The 23011-nt window shown below is 43.8% G+C and carries 21 protein-coding genes, 2 rRNA genes and 1 riboswitch; of the genes, 22 read left to right on the top strand and 1 reads right to left on the bottom strand.

Going from position 1 to position 23011, the window contains the following annotated elements; translation table 11 throughout:
- Together AU377_RS03805 and rrf are read left to right on the top strand one after the other, a co-directional pair.
- Nucleotides 1-128, top strand: a 23S ribosomal RNA gene (locus AU377_RS03805); the annotation flags it as partial.
- A 72-nt stretch (nt 129-200) separates the two neighbouring features.
- Nucleotides 201-316: ribosomal RNA gene (gene rrf / locus AU377_RS03810) — 5S ribosomal RNA — on the top strand.
- Between the two features lie 630 nt (nt 317-946).
- Here the strand turns inward: rrf and AU377_RS03815 are convergent.
- Nucleotides 947-1279 (bottom strand): hypothetical protein, encoded by a 333-nt coding sequence (locus AU377_RS03815; RefSeq protein WP_067404457.1) that lies wholly within the window; start codon nt 1277-1279, stop codon nt 947-949.
- A 200-nt stretch (nt 1280-1479) separates the two neighbouring features.
- Between AU377_RS03815 and AU377_RS03820 the strand changes: the two genes are divergently transcribed.
- The 20 genes from AU377_RS03820 to gatA all read left to right on the top strand — a co-directional run bounded on the left by AU377_RS03820 (nt 1480) and on the right by gatA (nt 23008).
- Nucleotides 1480-2001 (top strand): DUF2179 domain-containing protein, encoded by a 522-nt coding sequence (locus AU377_RS03820; RefSeq protein ID WP_067404460.1) that lies wholly within the window; start codon nt 1480-1482, stop codon nt 1999-2001.
- Nucleotides 1998-2189 (top strand): NETI motif-containing protein, encoded by a 192-nt coding sequence (locus AU377_RS03825; RefSeq protein WP_067404462.1) that lies wholly within the window; start codon nt 1998-2000, stop codon nt 2187-2189. Before AU377_RS03820 ends, AU377_RS03825 begins: the two co-directional genes overlap by 4 nt.
- An 85-nt stretch (nt 2190-2274) precedes the next feature.
- A riboswitch (purine riboswitch) is annotated at nt 2275-2374 on the top strand.
- A 208-nt stretch (nt 2375-2582) separates the two neighbouring features.
- Nucleotides 2583-3071, top strand: coding sequence for a 5-(carboxyamino)imidazole ribonucleotide mutase (gene purE / locus AU377_RS03830; RefSeq protein ID WP_067404464.1), 489 nt, complete (start codon nt 2583-2585; stop codon nt 3069-3071).
- Nucleotides 3068-4189, top strand: coding sequence for a 5-(carboxyamino)imidazole ribonucleotide synthase (gene purK, locus AU377_RS03835; protein WP_067404467.1), 1122 nt, complete (start codon nt 3068-3070; stop codon nt 4187-4189). Before purE ends, purK begins: the two co-directional genes overlap by 4 nt.
- Nucleotides 4190-4252: 63 nt before the next feature.
- Nucleotides 4253-4507, top strand: coding sequence for a phosphoribosylformylglycinamidine synthase subunit PurS (purS, locus tag AU377_RS03840; RefSeq protein WP_067404476.1), 255 nt, complete (start codon nt 4253-4255; stop codon nt 4505-4507).
- Entirely contained in the window at nt 4504-5190 is a 687-nt protein-coding gene (gene purQ / locus AU377_RS03845) for a phosphoribosylformylglycinamidine synthase subunit PurQ (protein ID WP_067404479.1), read from the top strand. The genes purS and purQ overlap by 4 nt, the downstream gene beginning before the upstream one ends.
- Nucleotides 5174-7402, top strand: coding sequence for a phosphoribosylformylglycinamidine synthase subunit PurL (gene purL / locus AU377_RS03850; RefSeq protein ID WP_067404482.1), 2229 nt, complete (start codon nt 5174-5176; stop codon nt 7400-7402). The genes purQ and purL overlap by 17 nt, the downstream gene beginning before the upstream one ends.
- A complete protein-coding gene (gene purF / locus AU377_RS03855; protein ID WP_067404485.1) occupies nt 7360-8805 on the top strand; it encodes an amidophosphoribosyltransferase in 1446 nt (481 codons plus the stop codon). Before purL ends, purF begins: the two co-directional genes overlap by 43 nt.
- A gap of 18 nt (nt 8806-8823) precedes the next feature.
- Nucleotides 8824-9882, top strand: a complete 1059-nt coding sequence (gene purM / locus AU377_RS03860) for a phosphoribosylformylglycinamidine cyclo-ligase (protein WP_067404487.1) — start codon at nt 8824-8826, stop codon at nt 9880-9882.
- On the top strand, nt 9879-10451 hold the full coding sequence (gene purN / locus AU377_RS03865; RefSeq protein ID WP_067404490.1) for a phosphoribosylglycinamide formyltransferase: 573 nt from the start codon (nt 9879-9881) through the stop codon (nt 10449-10451). The genes purM and purN overlap by 4 nt, the downstream gene beginning before the upstream one ends.
- Before the next feature lie 45 nt (nt 10452-10496).
- Nucleotides 10497-12032 carry a bifunctional phosphoribosylaminoimidazolecarboxamide formyltransferase/IMP cyclohydrolase gene (gene purH, locus AU377_RS03870; RefSeq protein WP_067404493.1) on the top strand — a complete coding sequence of 512 codons (1536 nt, stop codon included), beginning with the start codon at nt 10497-10499 and terminating at the stop codon, nt 12030-12032.
- 13 nt (nt 12033-12045) lie between these two features.
- Nucleotides 12046-13305: a phosphoribosylamine--glycine ligase gene (purD, locus tag AU377_RS03875; protein WP_067404496.1), complete on the top strand. Its 1260-nt coding sequence runs from the start codon at nt 12046-12048 to the stop codon at nt 13303-13305.
- 172 nt (nt 13306-13477) lie between these two features.
- Complete coding sequence (locus AU377_RS03880) at nt 13478-14524, top strand: DUF3048 domain-containing protein (RefSeq protein WP_067404499.1); 1047 nt, start codon at nt 13478-13480, stop codon at nt 14522-14524.
- 29 nt (nt 14525-14553) lie between these two features.
- Entirely contained in the window at nt 14554-14874 is a 321-nt protein-coding gene (locus AU377_RS03885) for a YerC/YecD family TrpR-related protein (protein WP_067404504.1), read from the top strand.
- Between the two features lie 86 nt (nt 14875-14960).
- Nucleotides 14961-15653 carry a heptaprenylglyceryl phosphate synthase gene (locus AU377_RS03890; protein WP_067404507.1) on the top strand — a complete coding sequence of 231 codons (693 nt, stop codon included), beginning with the start codon at nt 14961-14963 and terminating at the stop codon, nt 15651-15653.
- A gap of 49 nt (nt 15654-15702) precedes the next feature.
- Complete coding sequence (pcrA, locus tag AU377_RS03895) at nt 15703-17952, top strand: DNA helicase PcrA (RefSeq protein WP_067404510.1); 2250 nt, start codon at nt 15703-15705, stop codon at nt 17950-17952.
- Between the two features lie 19 nt (nt 17953-17971).
- Nucleotides 17972-19984: an NAD-dependent DNA ligase LigA gene (ligA, locus tag AU377_RS03900; RefSeq protein ID WP_067404512.1), complete on the top strand. Its 2013-nt coding sequence runs from the start codon at nt 17972-17974 to the stop codon at nt 19982-19984.
- Nucleotides 19985-19989: 5 nt separating this feature from the next.
- Entirely contained in the window at nt 19990-21117 is a 1128-nt protein-coding gene (locus tag AU377_RS03905; protein WP_067404572.1) for a CamS family sex pheromone protein, read from the top strand.
- A 119-nt stretch (nt 21118-21236) separates the two neighbouring features.
- A complete protein-coding gene (gatC, locus tag AU377_RS03910; protein WP_067404517.1) occupies nt 21237-21524 on the top strand; it encodes an Asp-tRNA(Asn)/Glu-tRNA(Gln) amidotransferase subunit GatC in 288 nt (95 codons plus the stop codon).
- Between the two features lie 20 nt (nt 21525-21544).
- The gene (gatA, locus tag AU377_RS03915; RefSeq protein ID WP_067404519.1) at nt 21545-23008 is read left to right on the top strand and encodes an Asp-tRNA(Asn)/Glu-tRNA(Gln) amidotransferase subunit GatA; all 1464 of its coding nucleotides are present in this window, start codon (nt 21545-21547) and stop codon (nt 23006-23008) included.
- The last annotated feature ends 3 nt before the right edge of the window (nt 23009-23011 follow it).

Here is a 23011-nt window from a genome sequence, read left to right on the forward strand (position 1 = left end):
CTCAAGATGAGATTTCCCATTACATTTGTAAGTAAGATCCCTCAAAGATGATGAGGTGGATAGGTCTGGGGTGGAAGCACGGCGACGTGTGGAGCTGACAGATACTAATCGATCGAGGACTTAACCTTATTTAAAAAGACATGATTACGATTATGCATCCAATGTTTGTTTTATTCAGTTTTGAGCGAACAAGCTCATAGTCTGGTGCCGATGGCGAAGAGGTCACACCCGTTCCCATACCGAACACGGAAGTTAAGCTCTTCAGCGCCGATGGTAGTTGGGGGCTTCCCCCTGCAAGAGTAGGACGTCGCCAGGCGCAAGGTCATTGCCAATCGGTGATGGCTTTTTTTGTGTTTAAAATTGAAATCAAACCGAAGGTTCTTTGTTCTTGTTTAATAGCGTGCGAGAATGGTGAGGAGTAGTGGAGTTCTAGGAAGCGAAGGCGGGAGGATCGAAGCGAAACATGGTTTTGCGTGATTTACACCGAAGGCTGTAAATCAAAGCACTATGATATACGCGAGAACCGGACTGTCGAAGCTGACGACGAAATCCGCTGCTCATCGCCGTTCGAAGCCAAACGTCAAGATTCGATTAGAATCTTGGCGTTTTGCGTGATTTACACGTTCTTTGTGTAAATCACAGCACAGGTTTTTACACGGAAGTTAAGCTCGCGCGCCGATGGTAGTTGGGGGCTTCCCCCTGCAAAACAAAAAGGTTCCACTAAAACCTTTTTGTTTCTGCGTGATTTACGCGTTTTTTGCGTAAATCTAAGCAAGGGTTTTAGGACGTCGCCAGGCGCAAGGTCATTGCCAATCGGTGATGGCTTTTTTTGTGTTTATAAATAGAATCCAATTAAGGTATGCTGAAAATGATATTGCCTAAATTGGAAAAAACGACTTGAAAATGTGCCGGGTTATTCTCAAAACATGTCGGGTTTCCCTCATGCTCACTTGAGTTCCCCGAATCTATGTAGGTTTCCCTCAATACACATTGAGTTTCCCTGAACAACTCCCGAGTTGCCCTCAATACACATTGAGTTTCCCTGAACAACTCCCAAGTTGCCCTCAATACACATTGAGTTTCCCTGAACAACTCCCGAGTTGCCCTCAATACACATTGAGTTTCCCTGAACAACTCCCGAGTTGCCCTCAATACACATTGAGTTTCCCTGAACAACTCCCGAGTTGCCCTCAATACACATTGAGTTTCCCTGAACAACTCCCAAGTTGCCCTCATGCCTACTTGAGTTTCCCGAATCTATGTGAGTTTCTCTAAACAACTACCGAGTTGCTCCTATACTTATTTAAGTCTCCCTAAAACCAAGTAAATTACTCCAAAAATGTTTAGCATTCAAAAAGAGAAAACTCAACAAGCTAATCCCATACGATTTTCGCAACATTTTTCATATTTCGACGCTAAATCCCTTGAAATCATAAGCTACGAACGTTACGATTCAAGGAAGAGGTGGTTGTCTTGCAGATGGTTTTAATTATTTTTGCCATTAATATTGTCTATGTAACATTCTTTACGGTACGCATGATTTTAACCTTAAAAGGGTATAGGTATATTGCGGCAGTTGTAAGCGTTGTAGAAGTTATTATTTATGTAGTGGGCCTAGGTTTAGTCCTTGAAAATTTAAATGAAATTCAAAACCTTATAGCCTATGCGATCGGATATGGATGTGGTGTTGTCGTGGGTTCAAAAATTGAAGAGAAGATGGCACTCGGTTATATAACTGTAAATGTGATCACGGCCGAAAAAGATTTAAAACTACCGAAAATCTTAAGAGATAAAGGGTACGGCGTAACGGATTGGTCCGCAAATGGACTGGATGGAGACCGTTCCGCATTACAAATCCTCACTCCGCGAAAATATGAGTTACAGCTATATGCGACGATTAAAGAACATGATCCAAGAGCATTCATTATTGCGTACGAGGCAAAAACGATCCATGGCGGTTTCTGGGTAAAAACCGTCCGGAAAGGAAAGTTGTTTAAGTGAGCCGAAAAAAAGTAGTTTGGTTTGAAGTGCAGGATGGAGAAACAATCGCTGCGTGTTTAGAAAGAATGAAAAAAGAAGGTTACACTGCAGTTGCTAGAAAGGAAGAACCGCTATTTGAAGAGGTTGATGGTACATTCGTTCCAGTAAAACAAATAATAAAATTTAAAGGATCTTTATCTGAGTCATAAATCTGCCGAAAAGACGAACATTTATATTGTTGCTTATTACAATGTTCGTCTTTTTCGTTGACGTACTCTATTCCTATTGGTAAAATTGTAGAGTAAAAAGAACCCACATATATACTTAAGAATTGGCTTAAGTGTTTCTACCAAGACACCGTAATGTCTGGACTATGCGGGAAAGCGACTTTTAGGATATTTGCGTCAAATATGTCGATACTATGGTTGACCACATCTTTGCGCATCTTACATTCCTCGAACGTACAGCTTTTCGCACATAATGGTGAAGCGTATATTCGAGGATTTTTGTTTTTAAGTATAAAGTTAAAAATCATATTTGATGAATGAAACAAGATGTTTTATGAATTACTATTTATTATTTAATTGAGGAGCGGATTTGTAGTGGAACCAAAAGTTGGTGTGATCATGGGAAGTAAAAGTGATTGGGAAACAATGAAGCATGCCTGCGATATTTTAGATGAACTTGACGTTCCATATGAGAAAAAGGTGGTTTCCGCACATCGCACGCCAGATTTCATGTTTGAATATGCCGAACAAGCACACGGCAGAGGAATACATATTATTATTGCGGGCGCAGGGGGAGCTGCACATCTTCCGGGTATGGTTGCGGCTAAAACAATCCTTCCTGTCATTGGTGTACCAGTTCAATCAAAAGCATTAAATGGTATGGACTCTTTACTTTCGATCGTTCAGATGCCAGGTGGTGTTCCAGTGGCGACAGTATCGATTGGAAAAGCAGGTGCTACGAATGCAGGTCTGTTGGCAGCGCAAATGTTAAGTGTACATGACGGGGAACTGCTAAAAAGGCTTCAACGACGCCGGGACGAAATGCGCGATGCCGCTTTAGAAAGCAGTGGTGAACTACAATGAAAACAATTTTACCTGGACAAACAATTGGCATCATTGGCGGTGGTCAGCTTGGTCGAATGATGGGACTTGCCGCAAAGGAAGCCGGTTTTAAAATAGCAGTGCTGGATCCAACGGAAAATTCCCCTTGTGGTCAAATTGCAGATGTTCAAATTGTTGCGCCTTATAACGATGAGATTGCATTAAAAGAACTCGGGGAAGTAAGTGATGTCATCACCTTCGAATTTGAGAACATTGACTATGAGGGATTAAAACGTCTTTCAGAAATCGCCTATATTCCACAAGGTGCAGAACTCGTTCGCATAACGCAAAATCGCATAAATGAAAAAGCCGAAATCCGTGCATCAGGCGCACCAGTTGCGAACTATGTTACGGCTGAAAATTTCGAGGAACTGACAGAGACAATTGACCAAGTTGGTTTCCCGTTTATCGTGAAAACTGCATTCGGCGGTTATGACGGTAAAGGACAAGTAAAGGTAGACAGTGCAGAAAATCTTCATGAAGCAGCAGCGCTTTTTGAACATTCGGCATGTATTGCAGAAGCTTTTGTACCGTTCACTAAAGAAATTTCAGTCATTATTCAAAGGAATGCTGCTGGGGAATCTTACTGCTTACCGATTGCGGAAAACATTCATAAGCATCACATTCTACATGAATCGATTGTGCCAGCACGTGTCGATGAGAAAGTAATTCAGCAAGCTCAAGAAGCAGCTACCAAAATCGCAGATCATTTAGCGCTTGTCGGTACACTAGCAGTTGAAATGTTTGTCCTTGCAAATGATGAAATTGTCATCAATGAGCTTGCACCACGTCCACATAACTCAGGACACTACTCGATTGAAGCATGTAACGTTTCGCAGTTCCATCAGCATATCCGGGCAGTGTGCGGTTGGCCGCTCCGAAAACCAAAACTTTGGGCACCATCGATTATGGTAAATGTCCTAGGCGAGCACGTGGAGCCGTTAACAAAAATGATTCCGAAATATCCTGATTGGTCTATTCACCTTTATGGCAAGGCTGAGGCTAAGGAAAAGCGAAAAATGGGACATGTTACGATTATGACAGATCATATTGAAAATACATTAGAAGAAATCGAAAAAACAGGAATTTGGTCAAAATAAGCTTTACGTTTCAAATAGAACATGCTTTATTCAAATAACTTAATCATTTAGGAGGAAGAAAATATGACGAAAGTAAACGTATACGTAACACTCCGTGAAAGTGTTGTAGATCCACAAGGAACGGCTGCAAAACAAGCACTTCAAGCAATCGGCTACGATGAGGTTGAAAGTGTACGAATTGGAAAGTTGATCGAGCTTGAATTAGAAGGCACTGCGAATGAAATTGATACACGCGTAAAAGAAATGTGCGATAAGTTATTAGTCAATAAAGTCATTGAAGACTATCGGTATGAAATCGAGGAGGTCGCGGGCAAATGAAGTTCGCTATTTTAACTTTCCCGGGATCGGGTAGCGATGTAGATCTATACCATGCAATTCATGAAGTGTTAGGTCAAGAAGCAGAATATGTCCGACATACTGAATCAGACTTAAGTGATTTCGATGCTGTGCTTATTCCAAGTGGTGCTTCTTATGGAGATTATTTACGACCAGGCGCACTTGCGCTGAGTACACCAGTGATCGAAAGCCTAAAAGAATTTGCAGCTTCCGGTAAGCCAGTAGTCGGTGTTGGAAATGGCTTTCAAATTTTGACAGAAGCAGGATTACTGCCGGGCGCTTTCCTTCGAAATAAAGGATTGAAATTCCGTTCAGGCAATACAAAACTAACAGTGCAAAACGCAGAAACGATTTTTACATCGGAGTATGAACAAGGGCAAGAAATTTCGATTCCTTTTGCGCATGAATATGGTAATTATTTTGTCGATGAACAAACGATTACGGAACTCAAAAATGATCAGCGCATTGTCTTCACGTATGCAAATGACAATGTAGATGGCAGCACGGAAGCAATTGCGGGAGTTTTGAATGAACAAGGAAATGTTCTGGGCATGATGCCCCTTCCTGACCGTGCGGTAGAGGAAATCATTGGTGGAACGGATGGATTACCTCTCTTCAATTCAATTGTGAAAAGGTGGAGTGAACAAAATGTCAGCCAAGCATGAACCAACTGCAAAGCAAATTAAAGAAGAAAAATTGTATCGCCAAATGGGAATGACCGACGAGGAGTTTCAACTAGCGGAAGAAAAACTAGGTCGTCTTCCAAACTATACAGAAACAGGTCTTTTTTCTGCGCTTTGGTCTGAACATTGCTCTTATAAAAGTTCGAAACCTGTTCTGCGTAAATTCCCAACGGAGGGCACACGTGTACTTCAAGGGCCTGGCGAAGGTGCGGGGATTGTAGATATTGGTGATAACCAAGCTGTTGTCTTTAAAATGGAATCCCATAACTCTCCATCAGCGATTGAGCCATTCATCGGTGCTGCAACAGGTGCGGGTGGCGTGTTGCGTGATGTGTTTTCCATGGGGGCACGTCCGGTGGCACTTGTGAACTCTTTACGTTTCGGGGATTTGTCTGAAGCGCGCGACCGTTATTTGTTTGAAGAAGCAGTTGCAGGAATTGCAAGCTACGGCAATAAGATTGGGATTCCAACGATTGCGGGCGAAGTACAATTCGATCAATGCTATTCAAAGCGTCCACTCGTCAATGCGATGGCAGTTGGCTTGTTAAACCATGAAGATATTCAAAAAGGCGTCGCTTCAGGTGTAGGAAATACAGTCATGTACGCTGGAGCAAAAACTGGACGCGATGGTATTCATGGGGCCACAATGTCTTCATCTGAAGTATCAGTAGAGGAGGAAGCGGAACTGCCAGTTATGCAAGCGGGTGATCCGTTCCTGGAGAAACTTGTAATGGAAGCTTGTTTGGAACTCGTGAAATCTGATGCGCTAATTGGTATTCAAGATATGGGCGCGGCAGGTCTAACTTCTTCTGCTGCTGAAATGGCATCGAAAGCTGGATATGGGGTTGAGTTAAATCTCGATTTTGTACCACAACGTGAAAAAGGCATGACAGCATATGAAATGATGTTGTCTGAGTCGCAAGAACGTATGCTGATCGTTGTGAAGAATGGCCGTGAGCAAGAAATCACGGATCTATTTGCGAAATACGATATTGAAGCAGTGGCGATCGGAAAAGTTACGGATGATAAAATGCTTCGCCTTCTACATAAAGGAGAAGTCGTTGCGGAAGTGTCAGCAGATGCACTCGCGGAAGATGCACCTGTTTACCATAAAAAATCTGAAGAACCTGCTTACTATAAAGAATTCCAGTCAATGGAAAACGCCGAACCAGTCGTTGATGATTTAAAAGGAACTTTAAAAGAATTACTAAAGCGTCCAACGATTGCATCCAAAGAATGGGTTTACAAACAGTTTGATACACATGCTTTACGCAATACGGTTGTCGCACCAGGATCTTCTGCCGGCGTTATCCGCGTAGAAGGAACAAACAAAGGACTGGCGATGACGTCTGACTGTAACTCACGCTATGTATATCTTGATCCGGAAATAGGTGGAAAGATTGCAGTTGCGGAAGCTGCGCGTAATCTCGTTTGTTCGGGAGCAGAGCCAATTGCGATTACAGACTGCTTAAACTTCGGAAGCGCTGATAAGCCCGAAGTGTTCTGGCAGTTTGAAAAATCAGCTGAAGGTATTTCAGCAGCTTGTCTTTCACTCAATACACCGGTTATTAGCGGGAACGTCTCTTTATCCAATGAAGTAAATGGCGTGCCGGTCTATCCGACACCAACAATCGGTATGGTAGGGATCGCACATGACTTGTCTCATGTCATTACGACGGAGTTTAAAAATGCTGGAGATATTATTTACTTAATTGGTGAAGCAGGCATGGACTTCGGCGGCAGTGAATTGCAACAAATGACAGAAGGAAAAATTTCCGGAAAAGCACCGGCGATTGATCTTGAAGTGGAAGCACAACGTCAAAAAGAATTGCTTGCAGCGATTCAAGAAGGACTTGTACAATCTGCAACAGATCTTTCAGAAGGCGGATTTGCGATTGCACTTTGTGAAAAAGCATTTGGCGCCGAAGGTTTAGGTGCTGGCGTAACAATTAATGGATCTGCCGTAACAGCATTATTTAGTGAAACACAATCCCGTTTCCTTGTGACGGTTAAAGAAGAGCAAGCGGCTGCATTTGAAGCTGCTGTCAAAGATGCGGTAAAGATCGGTATTGTAACGGATCAAAACGAAATTGTAATTAAAGGTGAAAATGAAACGCTCATCGAAGGGTCTGTTGATGAGTTCCGTTCCGAGTGGACAGGGGCCATCCAACGCTTGCTAAACCCGAGGGCTTAAAGGAGGAGTGCAGCGTGTTTGGCATTTGGGGACATAAGGATGCAGCGCAGATCAGTTATTATGGTCTGCATGCATTGCAACACCGAGGACAAGAAGGCGCCGGTATTGTAACGAAGGAAGATAAAAAACTGCATGTCGTCAAAGGCGAAGGACTAGTCAACGACGTGTTTTCCGACGATGCCATTAAAAAATTAAAAGGAAATGCAGCTATCGCACATGTTCTTTATGCGACGGAAAAGGGCCGCGGCATTGAAAATGTACAGCCGCTCGTTTTCCGTTCTACGACAGGCAGTCTTTCAATTGCGTTCAATGGTAACATCGTCAATGCAGTCGAACTGCGGGAACATCTGGAACGCCAAGGCAGTATTTTTCAAACGGCTTCAGACACGGAAGTGCTCGCACATTTAGTGAAAAGAGCGACAAGCGGCACTTTAAATCAGAAAGACCGAGTGAAAAAAGCTTTGTCATTGTTAAAAGGTGCTTTTTCGTTTGTCATGCTGACAGAAGATAGCTTAATGATCGCCCAAGATCCAAATACGATTCGACCATTGTCCTTGGGGAAAATGGGGGATGCATGGGTCGTTGCGTCAGAAACATGTGCTTTCGACATTATTGGTGCGGAAAGTATTCGTTCGGTTGAACCAGGTGAACTCATTATCATTAATGAGAGTGGCATGAAGTCCGAACAGTTTGCAAAACCGGCTGACCGTGCAATGTGTTCGATGGAATATGCCTATTTCGCACGACCTGATTCCAATATTGATGGGATTAACATCCACTCCGCGCGCAAACGTTGCGGTAAACAGCTGGCACGTGAAGTGCAGATCGAGGCGGATGTCGTCACAGGTGTACCGGATTCAAGTATATCAGCGGCGATCGGATTTTCCGAAGTAACTGGTATTCCATATGAGCTTGGGTTGATCAAAAACCGTTATGTCGGCCGTACATTCATCCAACCAACTCAGGAAATGAGAGAAAAAGGCGTTAAGATGAAGCTATCTCCTGTACAGCAAGTGGTCGAAGGGAAAAGGGTAGTCATGGTTGATGACTCGATCGTTCGCGGAACAACTTCGAAACGAATTGTCAAAATGCTAAAAGATGCTGGCGCGAAGGAAGTTCACGTAATGATCGCGACGCCTCCGCTTGTCAGTCCTTGTTATTACGGTGTAGACATTAGTACGGATTCTGAATTGATCGCAACAAATCGCTCAATCGAGGAAATCCGCGAGCTAATCGGTGCTGATTCACTGGCATTCCTTTCGATCGAAGGGATGTTGGAAGCGATCGGCCGCTCACCAGAGATGAAAAATTGCGGGCAATGTCTTGCATGCTTTACCGGAGAATATCCGACAGAAATCTTCGCGGATACGGTAATGCCGCATGAAAAAGAAATTGTACGATAATAGATAGGAGGCCTTTTCATGTCGAAGGCGTATGAAAAAGCAGGGGTAAATATTGAGGCGGGCTATGAGTCCGTTAAACGGATGAAGTCGCATGTAGAACGAACTGCTCGCAAAGGAGTTGCGGGGACTTTCGGAGGATTCGGCGGCATGTTTGATCTTTCAGCCCTTGAATATAAAGAGCCGGTTCTTATTTCAGGCACTGACGGCGTTGGTACTAAATTGAAACTCGCTTTCATGGCGGACAAACATGACACAATCGGCATTGACTGTGTGGCAATGTGTGTCAATGATATCGTTGCACAAGGAGCAGAGCCACTATATTTCCTAGATTACATCGCACTTGGAAAAGCGGTTCCTGAAAAAGTAGAAGCAATTGTTAAAGGGATTGCCGACGGTTGTGTGCAATCGGGTGCAGCACTTATCGGCGGAGAAACGGCAGAAATGCCTGGTCTCTACGAAGAAGAGGAGTATGACCTTGCCGGTTTTGCAGTAGGTGCTTGTGAAAAATCAGCTATTGTCACAGGTGAAAAAGTGGCAGCGGGTGATGTGCTTGTAGGGATTGCTTCAAGCGGCATTCACTCCAATGGCTATTCACTTGTTCGTAAAATTGTCTTTGAAGACAATGGATTTGAAATGGATACAGTCGTCGATGGCTATGAATCCCTCGGAACAATTGGGGAGGCATTGCTTGAGCCGACGAAAATTTATGCGAAGCCTGTTCTTGAAATGCATAAAGAGCTCGATGTACATTCCATGGGGCATATTACGGGTGGCGGGTTCTTCGAAAACTTGCCGCGCATGTTAGCGGATGGATTCGGCGCTGAAATAGACCTTGGTGCTTGGCCAGTTCTGCCTGTTTTCCAAATGCTAAAGGAAAAAGGCGAGCTGTCTGATAGAGACTTATACAGTGTTTTCAATATGGGCGTAGGATTTGTCGTTGCTCTTCCTGCTGAGCAAGCGGAACGTGCGATTGCCATTGCAGAAGCCCATGGTGAGAAAGCTTACACAATTGGACGGGTCATTGAAGGAGAAGGTGTCACTTTTACAGGTGATCACGATGGGAGCCTTGCCCAATGACAAGCAAAACAAAAATTGCCGTTTTCGCATCTGGAAGCGGCAGTAATTTTGCTGCCCTTGAACAGGCATGCAAACAGCAAGAGCTGAATGCTGAAATTGTGTTGCTTGTAACGGATCGTCCAAATGCTTTGGTCGTAGAAAGAGCCGAAAAAGCGGGGATTCCTGTTGCGGCCTTCCGTCCAAAAGATTTTGATACAAAAGAACAGTATGAGGAAGCGGTTTTGTCGGCGCTTCGTGAAAGCGGAACAGAATGGCTCATTCTCGCAGGATATATGCGGCTAATTGGCTCTACTTTGTTAACTGCTTATCCATCTCGTATCGTAAATATTCACCCATCCTTATTGCCCTCGTTTCCGGGTAAGGATGCGATCGGACAAGCAGTTGCGCATGGCGTGAAAGTAACGGGTGTTACGGTACATTTTGTAGATGAAGGAATGGATACAGGTCCGATTATTGCGCAGCAGGCTGTCGAGGTAGTAGACGGCGATATCGATCAAACGGCCGAAGCGATTCATGCGGTGGAGCATGAGTTATTCAAAAGTACATTACAAATGCTATTCAACCGGTAAAGAAGACCAACTATATTTACCAAAACAAAACTGGAGGGTTTATTCGTGAAAAAACGTGCACTGCTCAGCGTGTCGGACAAAAGTGGGATCTTACAATTCGCACAGGCACTTGAAACACTTGGATATGAAATTTTATCAACTGGAGGAACGATGAAGCATTTAGCCGAAAATGGCGTTGCTGTTACCGCGGTTGATGAAGTTACTAAATTCCCGGAGATTATGGAAGGACGCGTTAAGACGCTCAACCCAATGATTCATGGCGGACTACTTGCGAAACAGGATGATCCATTGCACCAGGCGCAAATGGAAGAGCACGGAATCCAACCAATCGATATCGTTTGTGTCAATTTATATCCATTTAAAGAAACGATTTCGAAGCCAGACGTTACAACAGAAGATGCGATCGAAAATATTGATATTGGCGGACCTGCAATGCTTCGTGCTTCTGCGAAAAACCATGCGTATGTGACAGTCATTGTAGATGCTTCAGATTATGATCAAGTGCTCGCAGAATTGAAAGCAGACGGCGCAACGACATTGGAAACACGCAGACGTTTAGCGGCAAAAGTATTCCGTCATACAGCAGCATATGATGCACTGATTTCAGGATACTTAACGGAACTTGCCGGCGAAGAATTCCCGGAGCAGGTCACTTATACATACGAATTAAAACAACCGCTCCGTTACGGGGAAAACCCCCATCAAAAAGCAGCCTTTTACAGCCGTCCGCTAGGGTCTGATTTCTCGATCGCTTATGCTGAACAGCTTCATGGAAAAGAGCTTTCTTATAACAACATTCAAGATGCCAATGCAGCGATTCAAATTGTAAAAGAGTTCGATGCGCCTGCTGCAGTTGCAGTTAAGCATATGAATCCATGCGGAGTTGGAACGGGCAATTCAATCGAAGAAGCATTCAACAAAGCATTCGAAGCGGATCCTGTTTCTATCTTCGGCGGCATCATTGCGCTTAATCGCGAAGTTGACGGGGCAACAGCAGAGAAAATGTCTAAAATCTTTTTAGAAATCATTATTGCACCGTCCTTTACACAAGAAGCGATTGAGATCTTAACGAAGAAGAAAAACATTCGTCTACTTACTATTTCTTTTGATCAAAACAAAAAGGATCAATGGAATACGGTTTCTGTTGAAGGCGGATTGCTTATGCAAGAGCCGGATACATTTGGTTTTGCGGACGCAGAGATCCGCGTGGCAACAGACCGCGAGCCTACGGAAGCAGAATGGGAAGCGATGAAGCTTGGATGGGCAGTTGTAAAGCACGTAAAGTCTAATGCGATTGTTGTTTCTGACGCACAAATGACACTAGGCGTAGGTGCTGGGCAAATGAACCGCGTAGGTGCAGCGAACATTGCGCTGACACAAGCTGGGGAGCGTGCGAAAGGTGCAGCGCTTGCATCAGATGCTTTTTTCCCAATGGATGATACAGTCGAAGCTGCTGCAAAAGCGGGCATCACAGCAATTATCCAACCAGGTGGTTCAGTAAAAGACGAAGATTCTATTAAAAAAGCAAATGAATACGGCATTACAATGGTCTTTACAGGCGTTCGTCATTTTAAACATTGAGGAGGGAAAGGCTTTGAAGGTACTCGTTATCGGGAGCGGCGGCCGTGAGCACGCGATCGCAAGACAATTCAATGTCTCCCCTTCAGTTGATCAAGTATTTGTTGCCCCTGGCAATGATGGCATGAAGCAAGATGCAACAGTTGTGGAAATTGCAGCGACGGATTTTGAGGCACTTGCTGCCTTTGCAAAAGAAAATGAGGTAGGCCTCACATTTGTCGGTCCAGAGCAGCCGCTTGCAGAAGGAATTGTTGACTATTTCAATGAGCGCGATTTGCTCATTTTCGGTCCAACAAAAGAAGCGGCACAAATCGAGGGCAGTAAGTCATTCGCAAAAGAGCTGATGGCCAAATACAATATCCCAACTGCTGCGTATGGCACGTTTACCGATGCAGAAGAAGCGAAAGCATTTATCCGAGAAAAAGGTGCGCCAATTGTTGTCAAAGCAGATGGACTTGCGGCAGGTAAAGGCGTAATCGTTGCAATGACATTGGAAGAAGCATTGGATGCAGTAGATGATATGATTGGCAACCAAAAATTTGGTGAATCATCGTCTCGCGTCGTCATCGAAGAGTTTTTAGACGGCGAAGAATTTTCCTACATGTCATTTGTTCATAACGGTCAAATTTATCCGATGGTCATTGCGCAAGACCATAAACGTGCATTCGACGGCGATGAAGGGCCAAATACGGGCGGAATGGGCGCTTACTCACCGGTTCCGCAAATTTCAGATGAGGTTGTCCGGGAAGCATATGAACAAATTGTCGTTCCGACTGTTGAAGCAATGGCGGCGGAAGGCAAGCCGTTTACAGGCATTTTGTACGCAGGATTGATCCTTACGAAAGAAGGACCAAAGACGATCGAATTCAATGCGCGCTTTGGAGATCCAGAAACACAAATCGTGTTGCCGCGCATGGCATCGGATTTCGGAGAGTTTATGACGGCACTTATGGACAGTAAACCATATGAGCTAAAATGGCATGACGAAGCGATGTTAGGTGTTGTCGTTGCTGCGGATGGCTATCCGGGTGATATTGAAAAAGGTGCGGCACTGCCGAATCTCGATGTATTGTCCGACTTCGGGCTGGAAGTATTCCATGCTGGTACGAAGGCACAAGACACAGGCTTCGTAGGTAATGGCGGACGAGTTATTTTAATCGCAGCTAAGGGCAATTCATTGAAACAAGCGCAGCAAGATGTTTACAAAGGCTTATCCCAGCTTGAATGGAACGGCTTTTTCTACCGTCAAGATATTGGCTGGAGAACGTTTGAGTAATACAGTCACAGATTCTCATAAAAAAACCCTTGAATCTAAAAATTCAAGGGTTTTTCGCATCCGTTGATCCAACTATTCAAATCTTCAATGCTGTGATACGATAAAGGAAAAGATTATGGCGGTAAGCGATAAAATATAGACAATTTTATTCGTTGGAAGCTAGGGGGATACAATGATAAAAAAAAGAAAATGGCTTTTACTGCTTACAGTAATTGCTTTAGTAATGGGCGCGTGTTCCAAAGATGAAAGCGTCCTGGAAGATGACGTTCAGGAAATTGAAGAAAAAGAAAACTCGATTGATACTGCTGTGACACTATCCAAAGAACCTTTTACAGGTGTAATCGCCGAGGAAGTATCTAATCGCAGACCCGTACTCGTAACGATCAATAATCATCCGCATGCTAGACCCCAATCCGGTTTAAGCGACGCGGATATCATTTATGAATTTGTTGCAGAGGGCAATGTCACACGCTTTCTTGCCTTATTCCAAAGTAGTTTGCCAGATGAAATTGGACCAGTTCGCAGTGCCAGGGACTATTTTGTTCACCTTGCCAAAGGATTAGATGCATTTTATGTGGCACATGGCTATAGCCCTGATGCTCAAAAACTATTGCAGTCTGGCGCAGTAGACAACGTAAACGGCATGCAATACGATGGGTCATTATTTTGGCGTGCTGCGGATCGAAAAGCTCCCCATAATTCCTATATATCCGGAGAAAATATTATAGCGGCTGAGGAGCAGACGGGCGCGGCAACGGAAATATCGAAACAACCGCAATTCAATTTTTACGAATCCATTGAAGAAGCGCGCGCAGGGGATCTTGCATCGACAATCGACGTACATTATGGAAAAAATCCGGACTTTATGAGTACGTATACGTATGACACAACAAAAGAAACGTATAACCGAAGTGTAAATGGAACTGTGACGATCGACAAAGCGAATGAACAGTCCATTGAAATATCGAATCTGCTCATCTTAGAAGCAAACCACCGCACAATTGACAGTGAAGGAAGACAATCTGTTGATATTGAATCGGGTGGAAAGGGGATGCTCTTTCAAGCAGGTACGGTTAAACCGGTAGAGTGGGAAAACCGTGATGGACTGTTAATGCCAATTGTAGAGGGGGCACCTGCCAAATTTGTTCCGGGTAAAATGTGGATTCATATTGTGTCAACGAATCCTGGCATGGACACATCTGTGACGTATACACCATAAAGATCATTATTCAGAAAGTGGGGGAAGTCATGCAAATTGATAAAATACGTGGGCACCAAACAGATCAGTTGTTTCAGGCGATACTAGAATTGAAAACCCTCGATGAATGCTATGAACTATTTGATGACCTTTGTACGATCAGTGAAATCCAGTCACTCGCCCAGAGATTAGAAGTCGCACATTTATTGAAGTTAAAAAAGACCTATGAAACGATTCAAAAAGAAACGGGTGCAAGCACTGCTACCATTTCACGAATCCGACGATGCTTCGACTACGGTTCCGGCGGTTATGATAAATTGTTAAGTCGGCTGTATCCAGAAACTGAGGCGACAGATGAAGATAAAGTTTAAAACAAACAAAACCAGACGAGAAAAGAACTCGTCTGGTTTTTTTGGTATACTAAAGAAACCATCATTATTTGAATAGGTGAGTGAATATGGACTTTACAACATGGCGGCATGCCTTTAAATTAGACCCGGCAAAAACGGTGACGGACGAGCAATTGGAGCAACTTTGTGAATCTGGCACGGATGGCATTATCGTAGGCGGTTCAGATGACGTGACACTTGATAATGTCCTCGATCTTCTCGTTAGAATACGAAGATACTCTGTTCCACTTGCATTAGAAGTGTCAACAGTCGACTCTATTACACCGGGATTCGACTATTATTTCATTCCGACAGTGCTCAATACAAAAGATGTGAAATGGGTGAACGGCCTTCACCATGAGGCATTGCTCGAGTATGGTTATATGATCAACTGGGATGAGATCGTAACAGAAGGTTATTGCATTTTGAATCCAGCCTGCAAAGCCGCGAAATTGACTGGCGTAGATACAATACCGGACGAAGAAGATGTCATTGCGTATGCCCGAATGGCGGAACATCTTTTTAAGTTGCCGGTTTTTTATATGGAGTATAGTGGGATGTACGGCGACCCAGAAGTCGTGCAAGCTGCATCCAATGTGCTTGAAAATACGCGCCTATTTTATGGGGGCGGTATTACAAATGTAACGGAAGCAAAAGCGATGGCGGAAATTGCCGACACGATCGTCGTTGGAAATATTGTTTACGACGATTTAAAAGCTGCATTGTCGACGGTACAAGCAGTCAAATCAGTTTCCCGCTAAACGTAACCAATGTATAATGGGAACAAACGTTTTTGAAAGGACGGTTAATATGAAATCTATTGCAGAAAACTTGTTAGTGGGCATGAACCCGGAACAAGCACGTGCAGTAAAGAAAACAGAGGGACCATTGCTTATTATGGCGGGGGCAGGTTCGGGAAAAACACGTGTGTTGACCCATCGCATCGCCTACCTCGTTGTGGAAAAAAACGTGTATCCATCCAATATTCTCGCGATTACGTTTACGAATAAGGCTGCACGTGAAATGCGCGATCGTGTCGATGGACTTTTGGGATCTGGCAGCAGTGAAAGAATGTGGGTATCAACTTTCCACTCAATGTGTGTACGTATTCTTCGCAGAGATATTGATCGGATCGGTTTTTCCAAGTCATTTTCAATTCTTGACGCTGCTGACCAATTAACAGTGATCAAAAATGTTTCCAAGGAATTGAATATCGATCCGAAACGATACGATCCACGGTCACTGTTAAATGCAATTAGTTCTGCAAAAAACGAATGTATCGATGCAGAAACCTATCGCAGCCAAATGAACGAATTTAATCCATACGAAAAAATAGTTGCAGATGTTTATGATGCATATACGAAACGTTTGCGCCAAAACCAGTCATTGGATTTTGATGATCTCATCATGACAACACTAACATTATTTGAACGCGTTCCCGAAGTCCTCGAATATTACCAGCACAAATTCCAGTATATTCACGTTGACGAGTATCAAGATACCAATAATTGCCAATACAGACTTGTGAAAATGTTGGCGGATAAATTCCGCAACATTTGTGTCGTGGGGGATTCTGACCAGTCCATTTACAGATGGCGCGGAGCGGATATTGGTAATATTTTATCGTTTGAAAAAGATTATAAAGATGCGACAGTTATTTTACTGGAGCAAAACTACCGTTCTACAAAACGCATATTAAACGCTGCCAATGACGTCATTCAAAATAACGAAAGCCGATATGATAAAAAGCTGCGAACAGAAAACGAAGAAGGCGATGCCATTTATGTCTATCGGGCGAGCGATGAAAAAGATGAGTCGCAATTTGTTGTTGGGAAAATTATTGAACTGAAAGAACAGGAAAACTTAAAGCTTGACCAATTTGCGATTCTTTACCGAACAAATGCACAATCTCGCGTCATTGAGGAGTATCTTGTGAAGTCCAATATTGACTATACAATTGTCGGCGGCACGAAGTTCTATGACCGGAAAGAAATTAAAGACTTACTTGCGTATTTGCGGTTAATTGCTAATAATGACGATGATTTGGCGCTTGCGAGAATTATTAATGAGCCGAAGCGAAGTATAGGTGCAACCTCATTTGAAAAAATGGCCCGATTTGCGATTGAACATGATCGCTCGATTTTTGATGCGTTACAAGAAGTCGACTTTATGGGGTTGACAGCCCGTGCCGCAAATCAAGTTGCCAAATTCCGAGACCTTATGAATGGATTTACACAAATGCAAGAATATTTGTCAGTGTCAGAACTTGTCGATCAAGTATTGGATAAAACGGGATACCGAGAAATGTTGCAAAATGAAAAAACGATTGAGTCGGAAAGTCGCCTGGAAAATATTGAAGAATTCCTTTCCGTAACAGAAGCATTTGAAAAACGTGCGGAAGAAGATGGCGGAGATCGTTCGCTCGTTGCCTTTTTAACGGACTTAGCCTTAATCGCTGATATCGATTCACTCGATAAAGAAGAGAACCAGTCGGCAGAAAAAGTCGTCTTAATGACGATGCATGCTGCGAAAGGACTTGAATTTCCTGTCGTTTTTATCATCGGCATGGAGGAAAACATTTTCCCGCATTCCCGTTCGATCGGGGATGACGAAGAAATGGAAGAAGAACGGCGCCTTTGCTATGTTGGCATAACACGTGCGGAACAAAAACTCTTTTTAACAGCCGCTTCGTATCGAACGATTTTTGGACGGGGAAGCTATAACAGTCCATCACGGTTTATTGGCGAAATTTCTGACGAGCATATTGAAACAATTGCCCGTGAATCTATTTTTTCATCCGGTTTTTCAACAGGTCCCATGCGCTCGACGCAAAGTGCAAAACCGGTGCGTTCAGCTGTGGTGCGACCTAATTATAAGGAAAGCGGCGGAGAAAAAATGGCTTGGCGCGCGGGTGATAAGGCTGTACACAAGAAATGGGGCACAGGAACTGTTGTCAGTGTGAAAGGAACGGGTGAAGACATTGAGCTTGATATTGCCTTCCCAAATCCAGTTGGAATAAAACGATTGTTGGCGAAATTCGCACCCATTGAAAAAGCATGACCTGAAAGGGAGAAATTAAATGGATCGTATTGAACTCGAAAAACGGGTAGAACAATTAAATGACTTATTGCATGAATATGGACATGCGTATTATGTACTCGATCGCCCGCTCGTTCCGGATGCGGTGTACGATCAGTACATGCAAGAGTTACTCGCGATAGAGGCCGAGCATCCTGACCTCATTTATCCGGATTCGCCTTCGCAGCGTGTCGGAGGCGAAATTTTGTCGGGCTTTGGAAAAGTAGAGCATACATCTCCCATGCTTAGCCTTTCCAATGCCTTTAATGAAACTGATTTAAGGGACTTTGACCGTCGCGCACGAGAAGCGGCCGGTCATGCCCTTACCTATATTTGTGAATTGAAAATCGACGGACTGGCCGTGTCGCTTTCTTATGAAAATGGCCGGTTTGTTCAAGGTTCAACGCGCGGAGATGGAACAATAGGAGAAGACATTACCGCCAATTTAAAAACGGTACGCACCATTCCGCTGCGGTTGCGCGAACCCGCGACGATTGAAGTGCGCGGGGAAGTTTACATGCCAAAAAGATCATTCGCGGCATTGAATGCATCGCGCGACGAGGCAGGAGAAGAACCTTTTGCGAATCCACGAAACGCAGCGGCAGGCTCCCTTCGCCAATTGGATCCGAAAATTGCAGCGAGCCGTCATTTGGCGATCTACGTTTACGGTATTGGCGGCGATGGCACTGAATATGGACAAGACAGCCACTCGGATGCGCTAGATTATTTAGATACGCTTGGCTTTGAAACGAATAAAGCAAGAGAACGTTGCCGAAGTATAGATGAGGTCATCCAATACATCGAAAAATGGTCTGCTAAACGAGCAGAGTTGGATTATGAAATTGATGGGATCGTTGTCAAGGTGGATGCTTTTGAAGACCAAGAGCAGCTTGGCTTTACAGCAAGAAGTCCAAGATGGGCAACGGCCTTTAAATTTCCAGCGGAAGAAGTTGTGACAAAGCTATTAGATATTGACTTGACTGTTGGAAGAACAGGTGTCGTAACGCCAACCGCCATATTAGAACCTGTTCGTGTGGCAGGAACGACGGTTGGGCGTGCCTCGCTTCATAATGAAGATTTAATCAAAGAAAAAGATATTCGAATTGGGGATACAGTCGTTATTCGAAAAGCGGGGGATATTATTCCAGAGGTCGTGATGCCGCTTATAGAACAGCGTTCGGGGAACGAGCTGCCGTTTGAAATGCCAGACCATTGCCCGGAATGTGAATCGGAACTCGTTCGAATGGAAGGCGAAGTCGCGCTTCGATGCGTCAATCCGCAGTGTCCAGCACAAATGAAAGAAGCCATATTCCATTTCGTTTCTCGAAATGCGATGAATATTGAAGGGATCGGCGAAAGAGTCGTCGACCAGCTTTATAATTCTGGTCTCGTTCGTGATGTTTCCGATTTGTATACACTAACAAAAGAGCAGTTGTTGACATTGGAGAGAATGGGAGAAAAATCCGTCTCGAATTTACTGAAGGCCATTGAAGTTTCCAAAGCGAACTCACTTGAGAAACTACTATTTGGGCTAGGAATCCGTCATGTTGGAGAGAAAGCAGCGACCATTTTAGCAGAGGAATTTGGCACCCTCCATGCACTGATGGAAGCGGAAGAAGATCGACTCATGCAAATCCATGAAATTGGAGAAAAAGTTGCAGACGCCGTGACGACCTATTTCGGCAATGATGACGTGCGGGATGTCATTCATAAGCTAGAAGCCAATGGTTTGAATTTAATGTACAAAGGCTTAACGGTGCAAGACCTTCCGGCTGAAGGACCTTTCGTTGGCAAGACAGTCGTTTTGACAGGCAAGCTTTCACTCTTAACGCGCAACGAAGCGAAAGAAAAAATTGAAAGCCTAGGTGGAAAAGTAAGTGGCAGTGTAAGCAAGAAGACAGATCTTGTCATTGCTGGGGAAGATGCCGGTTCTAAGCTGGCAAAGGCCAACGAACTCGAAATACCTGTGTGGGACGAAACACAGCTAGTCGAATCGCTTGGCGAGAAAGGGTAATGATGATGAAAAGAATGAGCGGAATTGTGGGGCTGGCAGCCATCCTTATCCTCGGAGGATGTCTTCCTTCATTCGGAAAGAAACAAGAAGAACTGCTGCAGGAAAACGAGGAAAACGTTGAAGAAACAGTCATCATTCCAGATTTGCAGTTAAAAGATAACTTTTATCGGACACTTTTGCCATTCAAAAAAAGTGCAAGCCGTGGAATGATTGTCAATCGAATTTATACGAAATATGATATGAAAGAAGCGGAAGAGGGATTGCTTCGGCTCTCTACACAACAATTTGAACCGAAAACATACTTTTTTCAAGAAGGACAGTACATTGATGAAAAAATGGCTAAATCTTGGCTTTCAAGAAAAAGTAAGGATAATGAGGAAGGGCTTAATCCGGCTGTAAAAGATGGGATGAGTGAAGATGAAATTGCCGCGGATGCACCTATTTACCTTGCGCATATGATTGAACAAAACTACCTTGTCATGACAGACGAGAAAAAAGTTCGTTTAGCAGGCATCTCGATTGGACTCGCTTTGAACTCTATTTATTATACGCGTACCGGGAAAGAAACAGTGATTCCCGACAAAACATTGGAACAGCAAGGAATGAAGATGGCGGAAATCATTGTGAGTCGACTTCGCGCCGAGCAAGGTCTTACTGACATTCCGATTGTCATCGGCTTATTCAAACAAGAGAGTCGAAACTCAATTGTTCCTGGAACGTATTTTGCAACAGCTGTTGCTGATAAAGGAAAAGGGCCAACTGGGTGGAAAGTTGTGGACGAGCATTATATTGTATTGCCTACCTCGTCAATGGAAGAGAATTATCGAGACATTAATACGACATTTAAAAATTTTAAACAAGATATTGATGAATACTTTCCAAGTTTTGTGAACGTAATTGGAAAAGCTTTCATAAAGAATAATCGACTGCAATCCTTGACAATCGAAGTTCCTATCCAATTTTTTGGGACAAGTGAAACGATTGGTTTTACGCAATACATCACTTCGCTCGTCAACAAACATTTTCCAGATATTCATACAGAGGTAAGTATTACTTCCGTTAACGGACCAGAAGCATTAATTGTGAAAGAAGCTGGGAATCAGGAACCATACGTCCATATTTATGGATATTGATTGGAAAAACATCATTCTATTGCTAGCCCGCTATGAATAGCGATAACTTTTCACCACAACGTGAAGGTGATATGATAAAACGTAGGGTAAATTTAACTGAGTTTTAGGAGGAAAGCAAAATGACGCAATTCACAAATGAAGACGTAAAATACTTTGCTGGATTTGCAAAGCTTGCTGTAAGTGATGAAGAGGCAGCAGTCTATGCGGAAAAGTTAAGCGAACTAGCAGGCTTTGCTAAGGAACTTAAGGAAGTCAATACAGAGGGAATTGCACCAATGACGCACCCGATCCAATTGTATAATGTCCTTCGTGAAGACGTTCCGGTCGATGTGCTTGACCGTGAGGAAATGCTGAAAAGCGTTCGTGAACACGAAGACGGGCAAATTAAAGTACCGAATATCCTTTAATGAATGGAGTGGAAAAATAGATGACGTTAGTAAACAAAACGGCTGCAGAGCTTCAGTCGCTTTTACATAATAAAGAAGTATCCGTTAAAGAGCTGACAGAATCAGCATTTTCTCGGATCGAAGAAGTGGACGGCGAAGTTCAAGCGTTTTTAAAAACGACAAAAGAAGAAGCGCTTGAAAGAGCGGAACAGTTGGATCAAGAGCCAATGGAAGGCCGAGGTCCGCTTTTCGGATTGCCGATTGGTATTAAAGACAATATTGTCACAAAAGGAATTGAAACGACAGCAGCAAGCAAAATGCTTGAAGGCTTTGTACCTGTTTACGATGCAACAGTCGTTGAGAAAGTGAACGAAGCAGGCATGGTTTCTGTTGGAAAGCTTAACTTAGACGAGTTCGCAATGGGTTCAACAACGGAATCCTCCGCATTCAAAAAAACAACAAACCCATGGAACATTGCCCATGTACCAGGTGGCTCATCGGGCGGCTCGGCAGCGGCAGTAGCGGCTGGAGAAGTACCATTTTCACTTGGCTCAGATACAGGCGGCTCAGTGCGTCAGCCAGCAGCATTTTGCGGTATTGTCGGCATGAAGCCAACATACGGTCGTGTGTCACGCTCGGGGCTAGTAGGACTTGCCGGTTCACTCGATCAAATTGGACCGATGACTCGAAATGTTGAAGATAATGCGCTATTGCTCAGTGCCATTTCGGGAGTAGATGCGCGTGATTCATCTTCATCGTCACAGCCAGTTCCAGACTTCAGAGCAGCGTTGACAGGCGATGTGAAAGGGTTGAAAATCGCGGTTCCGAAAGAATTTATCGGTGAAGGTGTGCCGGCTCCTATTCAAAATGCTGTGAAAGAAGCATTGAACGTACTTGAATCACTTGGCGCTCAGTGGGAGGAAGTGTCGCTTCCGCATGTGAAGTATGCAGCTCCGACGTATTACGTCATCTGTTCTTCAGAAGCATCTTCCAACCTTTCCCGTTATGACGGTATCCGTTTCGGCTATCGTGCTGAAGGTGTGAAGAATTTAGAAGAGCTTTATACACGTTCGCGTGCAGAAGGATTCGGAGAAGAAGTGAAAAAGCGTATCCTATTCGGTACGTATGCACTAAGTGCGGATCATCATGAAGATCTTTACGTCCAATCGCAAAAAGTCCGTACATTGATTGCGCAAGATTTTGCTACTGTTTTTGAAAAATATGATGTCATCATCGGACCTACTTCTGCGACGACAGCTTATGAAATGGGACAAACAGTTAAAGACCCATTGATGCTATATACAAACGATGTATTAACAGTGCCAGTGAATTTAGCAGGTGTACCAGCTATTTCAGTACCTTGCGGATTCTCCGATGGCCTGCCAATCGGGCTTCAAATCATCGGTAAACACTTTGATGAAGCGACAATTTATAAGACAGCACATGCTTTTGAACAAGCAACTGATTTTCATACACGTACTCCATCTTTAGGGGAGGGAAAATAACCC

Source organism: Sporosarcina sp. HYO08 (genome assembly GCF_001563475.1).
In the GTDB taxonomy this organism is placed as follows: Bacteria; Bacillota; Bacilli; order Bacillales_A; family Planococcaceae; genus Sporosarcina.

Coding starts and splice junctions, on each gene's coding strand:
- purN (WP_067404490.1), top strand. CDS start 9,879: ATGACAAGCAAAACAAAAATTGCCGTTTTCGCATCTGGAAGCGGCAGT.
- purQ (WP_067404479.1), top strand. CDS start 4,504: ATGAAGTTCGCTATTTTAACTTTCCCGGGATCGGGTAGCGATGTAGAT.
- AU377_RS03885 (WP_067404504.1), top strand. CDS start 14,554: ATGCAAATTGATAAAATACGTGGGCACCAAACAGATCAGTTGTTTCAG.
- AU377_RS03880 (WP_067404499.1), top strand. CDS start 13,478: ATGATAAAAAAAAGAAAATGGCTTTTACTGCTTACAGTAATTGCTTTA.
- purK (WP_067404467.1), top strand. CDS start 3,068: ATGAAAACAATTTTACCTGGACAAACAATTGGCATCATTGGCGGTGGT.
- AU377_RS03820 (WP_067404460.1), top strand. CDS start 1,480: ATGGTTTTAATTATTTTTGCCATTAATATTGTCTATGTAACATTCTTT.
- ligA (WP_067404512.1), top strand. CDS start 17,972: ATGGATCGTATTGAACTCGAAAAACGGGTAGAACAATTAAATGACTTA.
- gatC (WP_067404517.1), top strand. CDS start 21,237: ATGACGCAATTCACAAATGAAGACGTAAAATACTTTGCTGGATTTGCA.
- pcrA (WP_067404510.1), top strand. CDS start 15,703: ATGAAATCTATTGCAGAAAACTTGTTAGTGGGCATGAACCCGGAACAA.
- gatA (WP_067404519.1), top strand. CDS start 21,545: ATGACGTTAGTAAACAAAACGGCTGCAGAGCTTCAGTCGCTTTTACAT.
- purS (WP_067404476.1), top strand. CDS start 4,253: ATGACGAAAGTAAACGTATACGTAACACTCCGTGAAAGTGTTGTAGAT.
- purM (WP_067404487.1), top strand. CDS start 8,824: ATGTCGAAGGCGTATGAAAAAGCAGGGGTAAATATTGAGGCGGGCTAT.
- purL (WP_067404482.1), top strand. CDS start 5,174: ATGTCAGCCAAGCATGAACCAACTGCAAAGCAAATTAAAGAAGAAAAA.
- AU377_RS03890 (WP_067404507.1), top strand. CDS start 14,961: ATGGACTTTACAACATGGCGGCATGCCTTTAAATTAGACCCGGCAAAA.
- AU377_RS03905 (WP_067404572.1), top strand. CDS start 19,990: ATGAAAAGAATGAGCGGAATTGTGGGGCTGGCAGCCATCCTTATCCTC.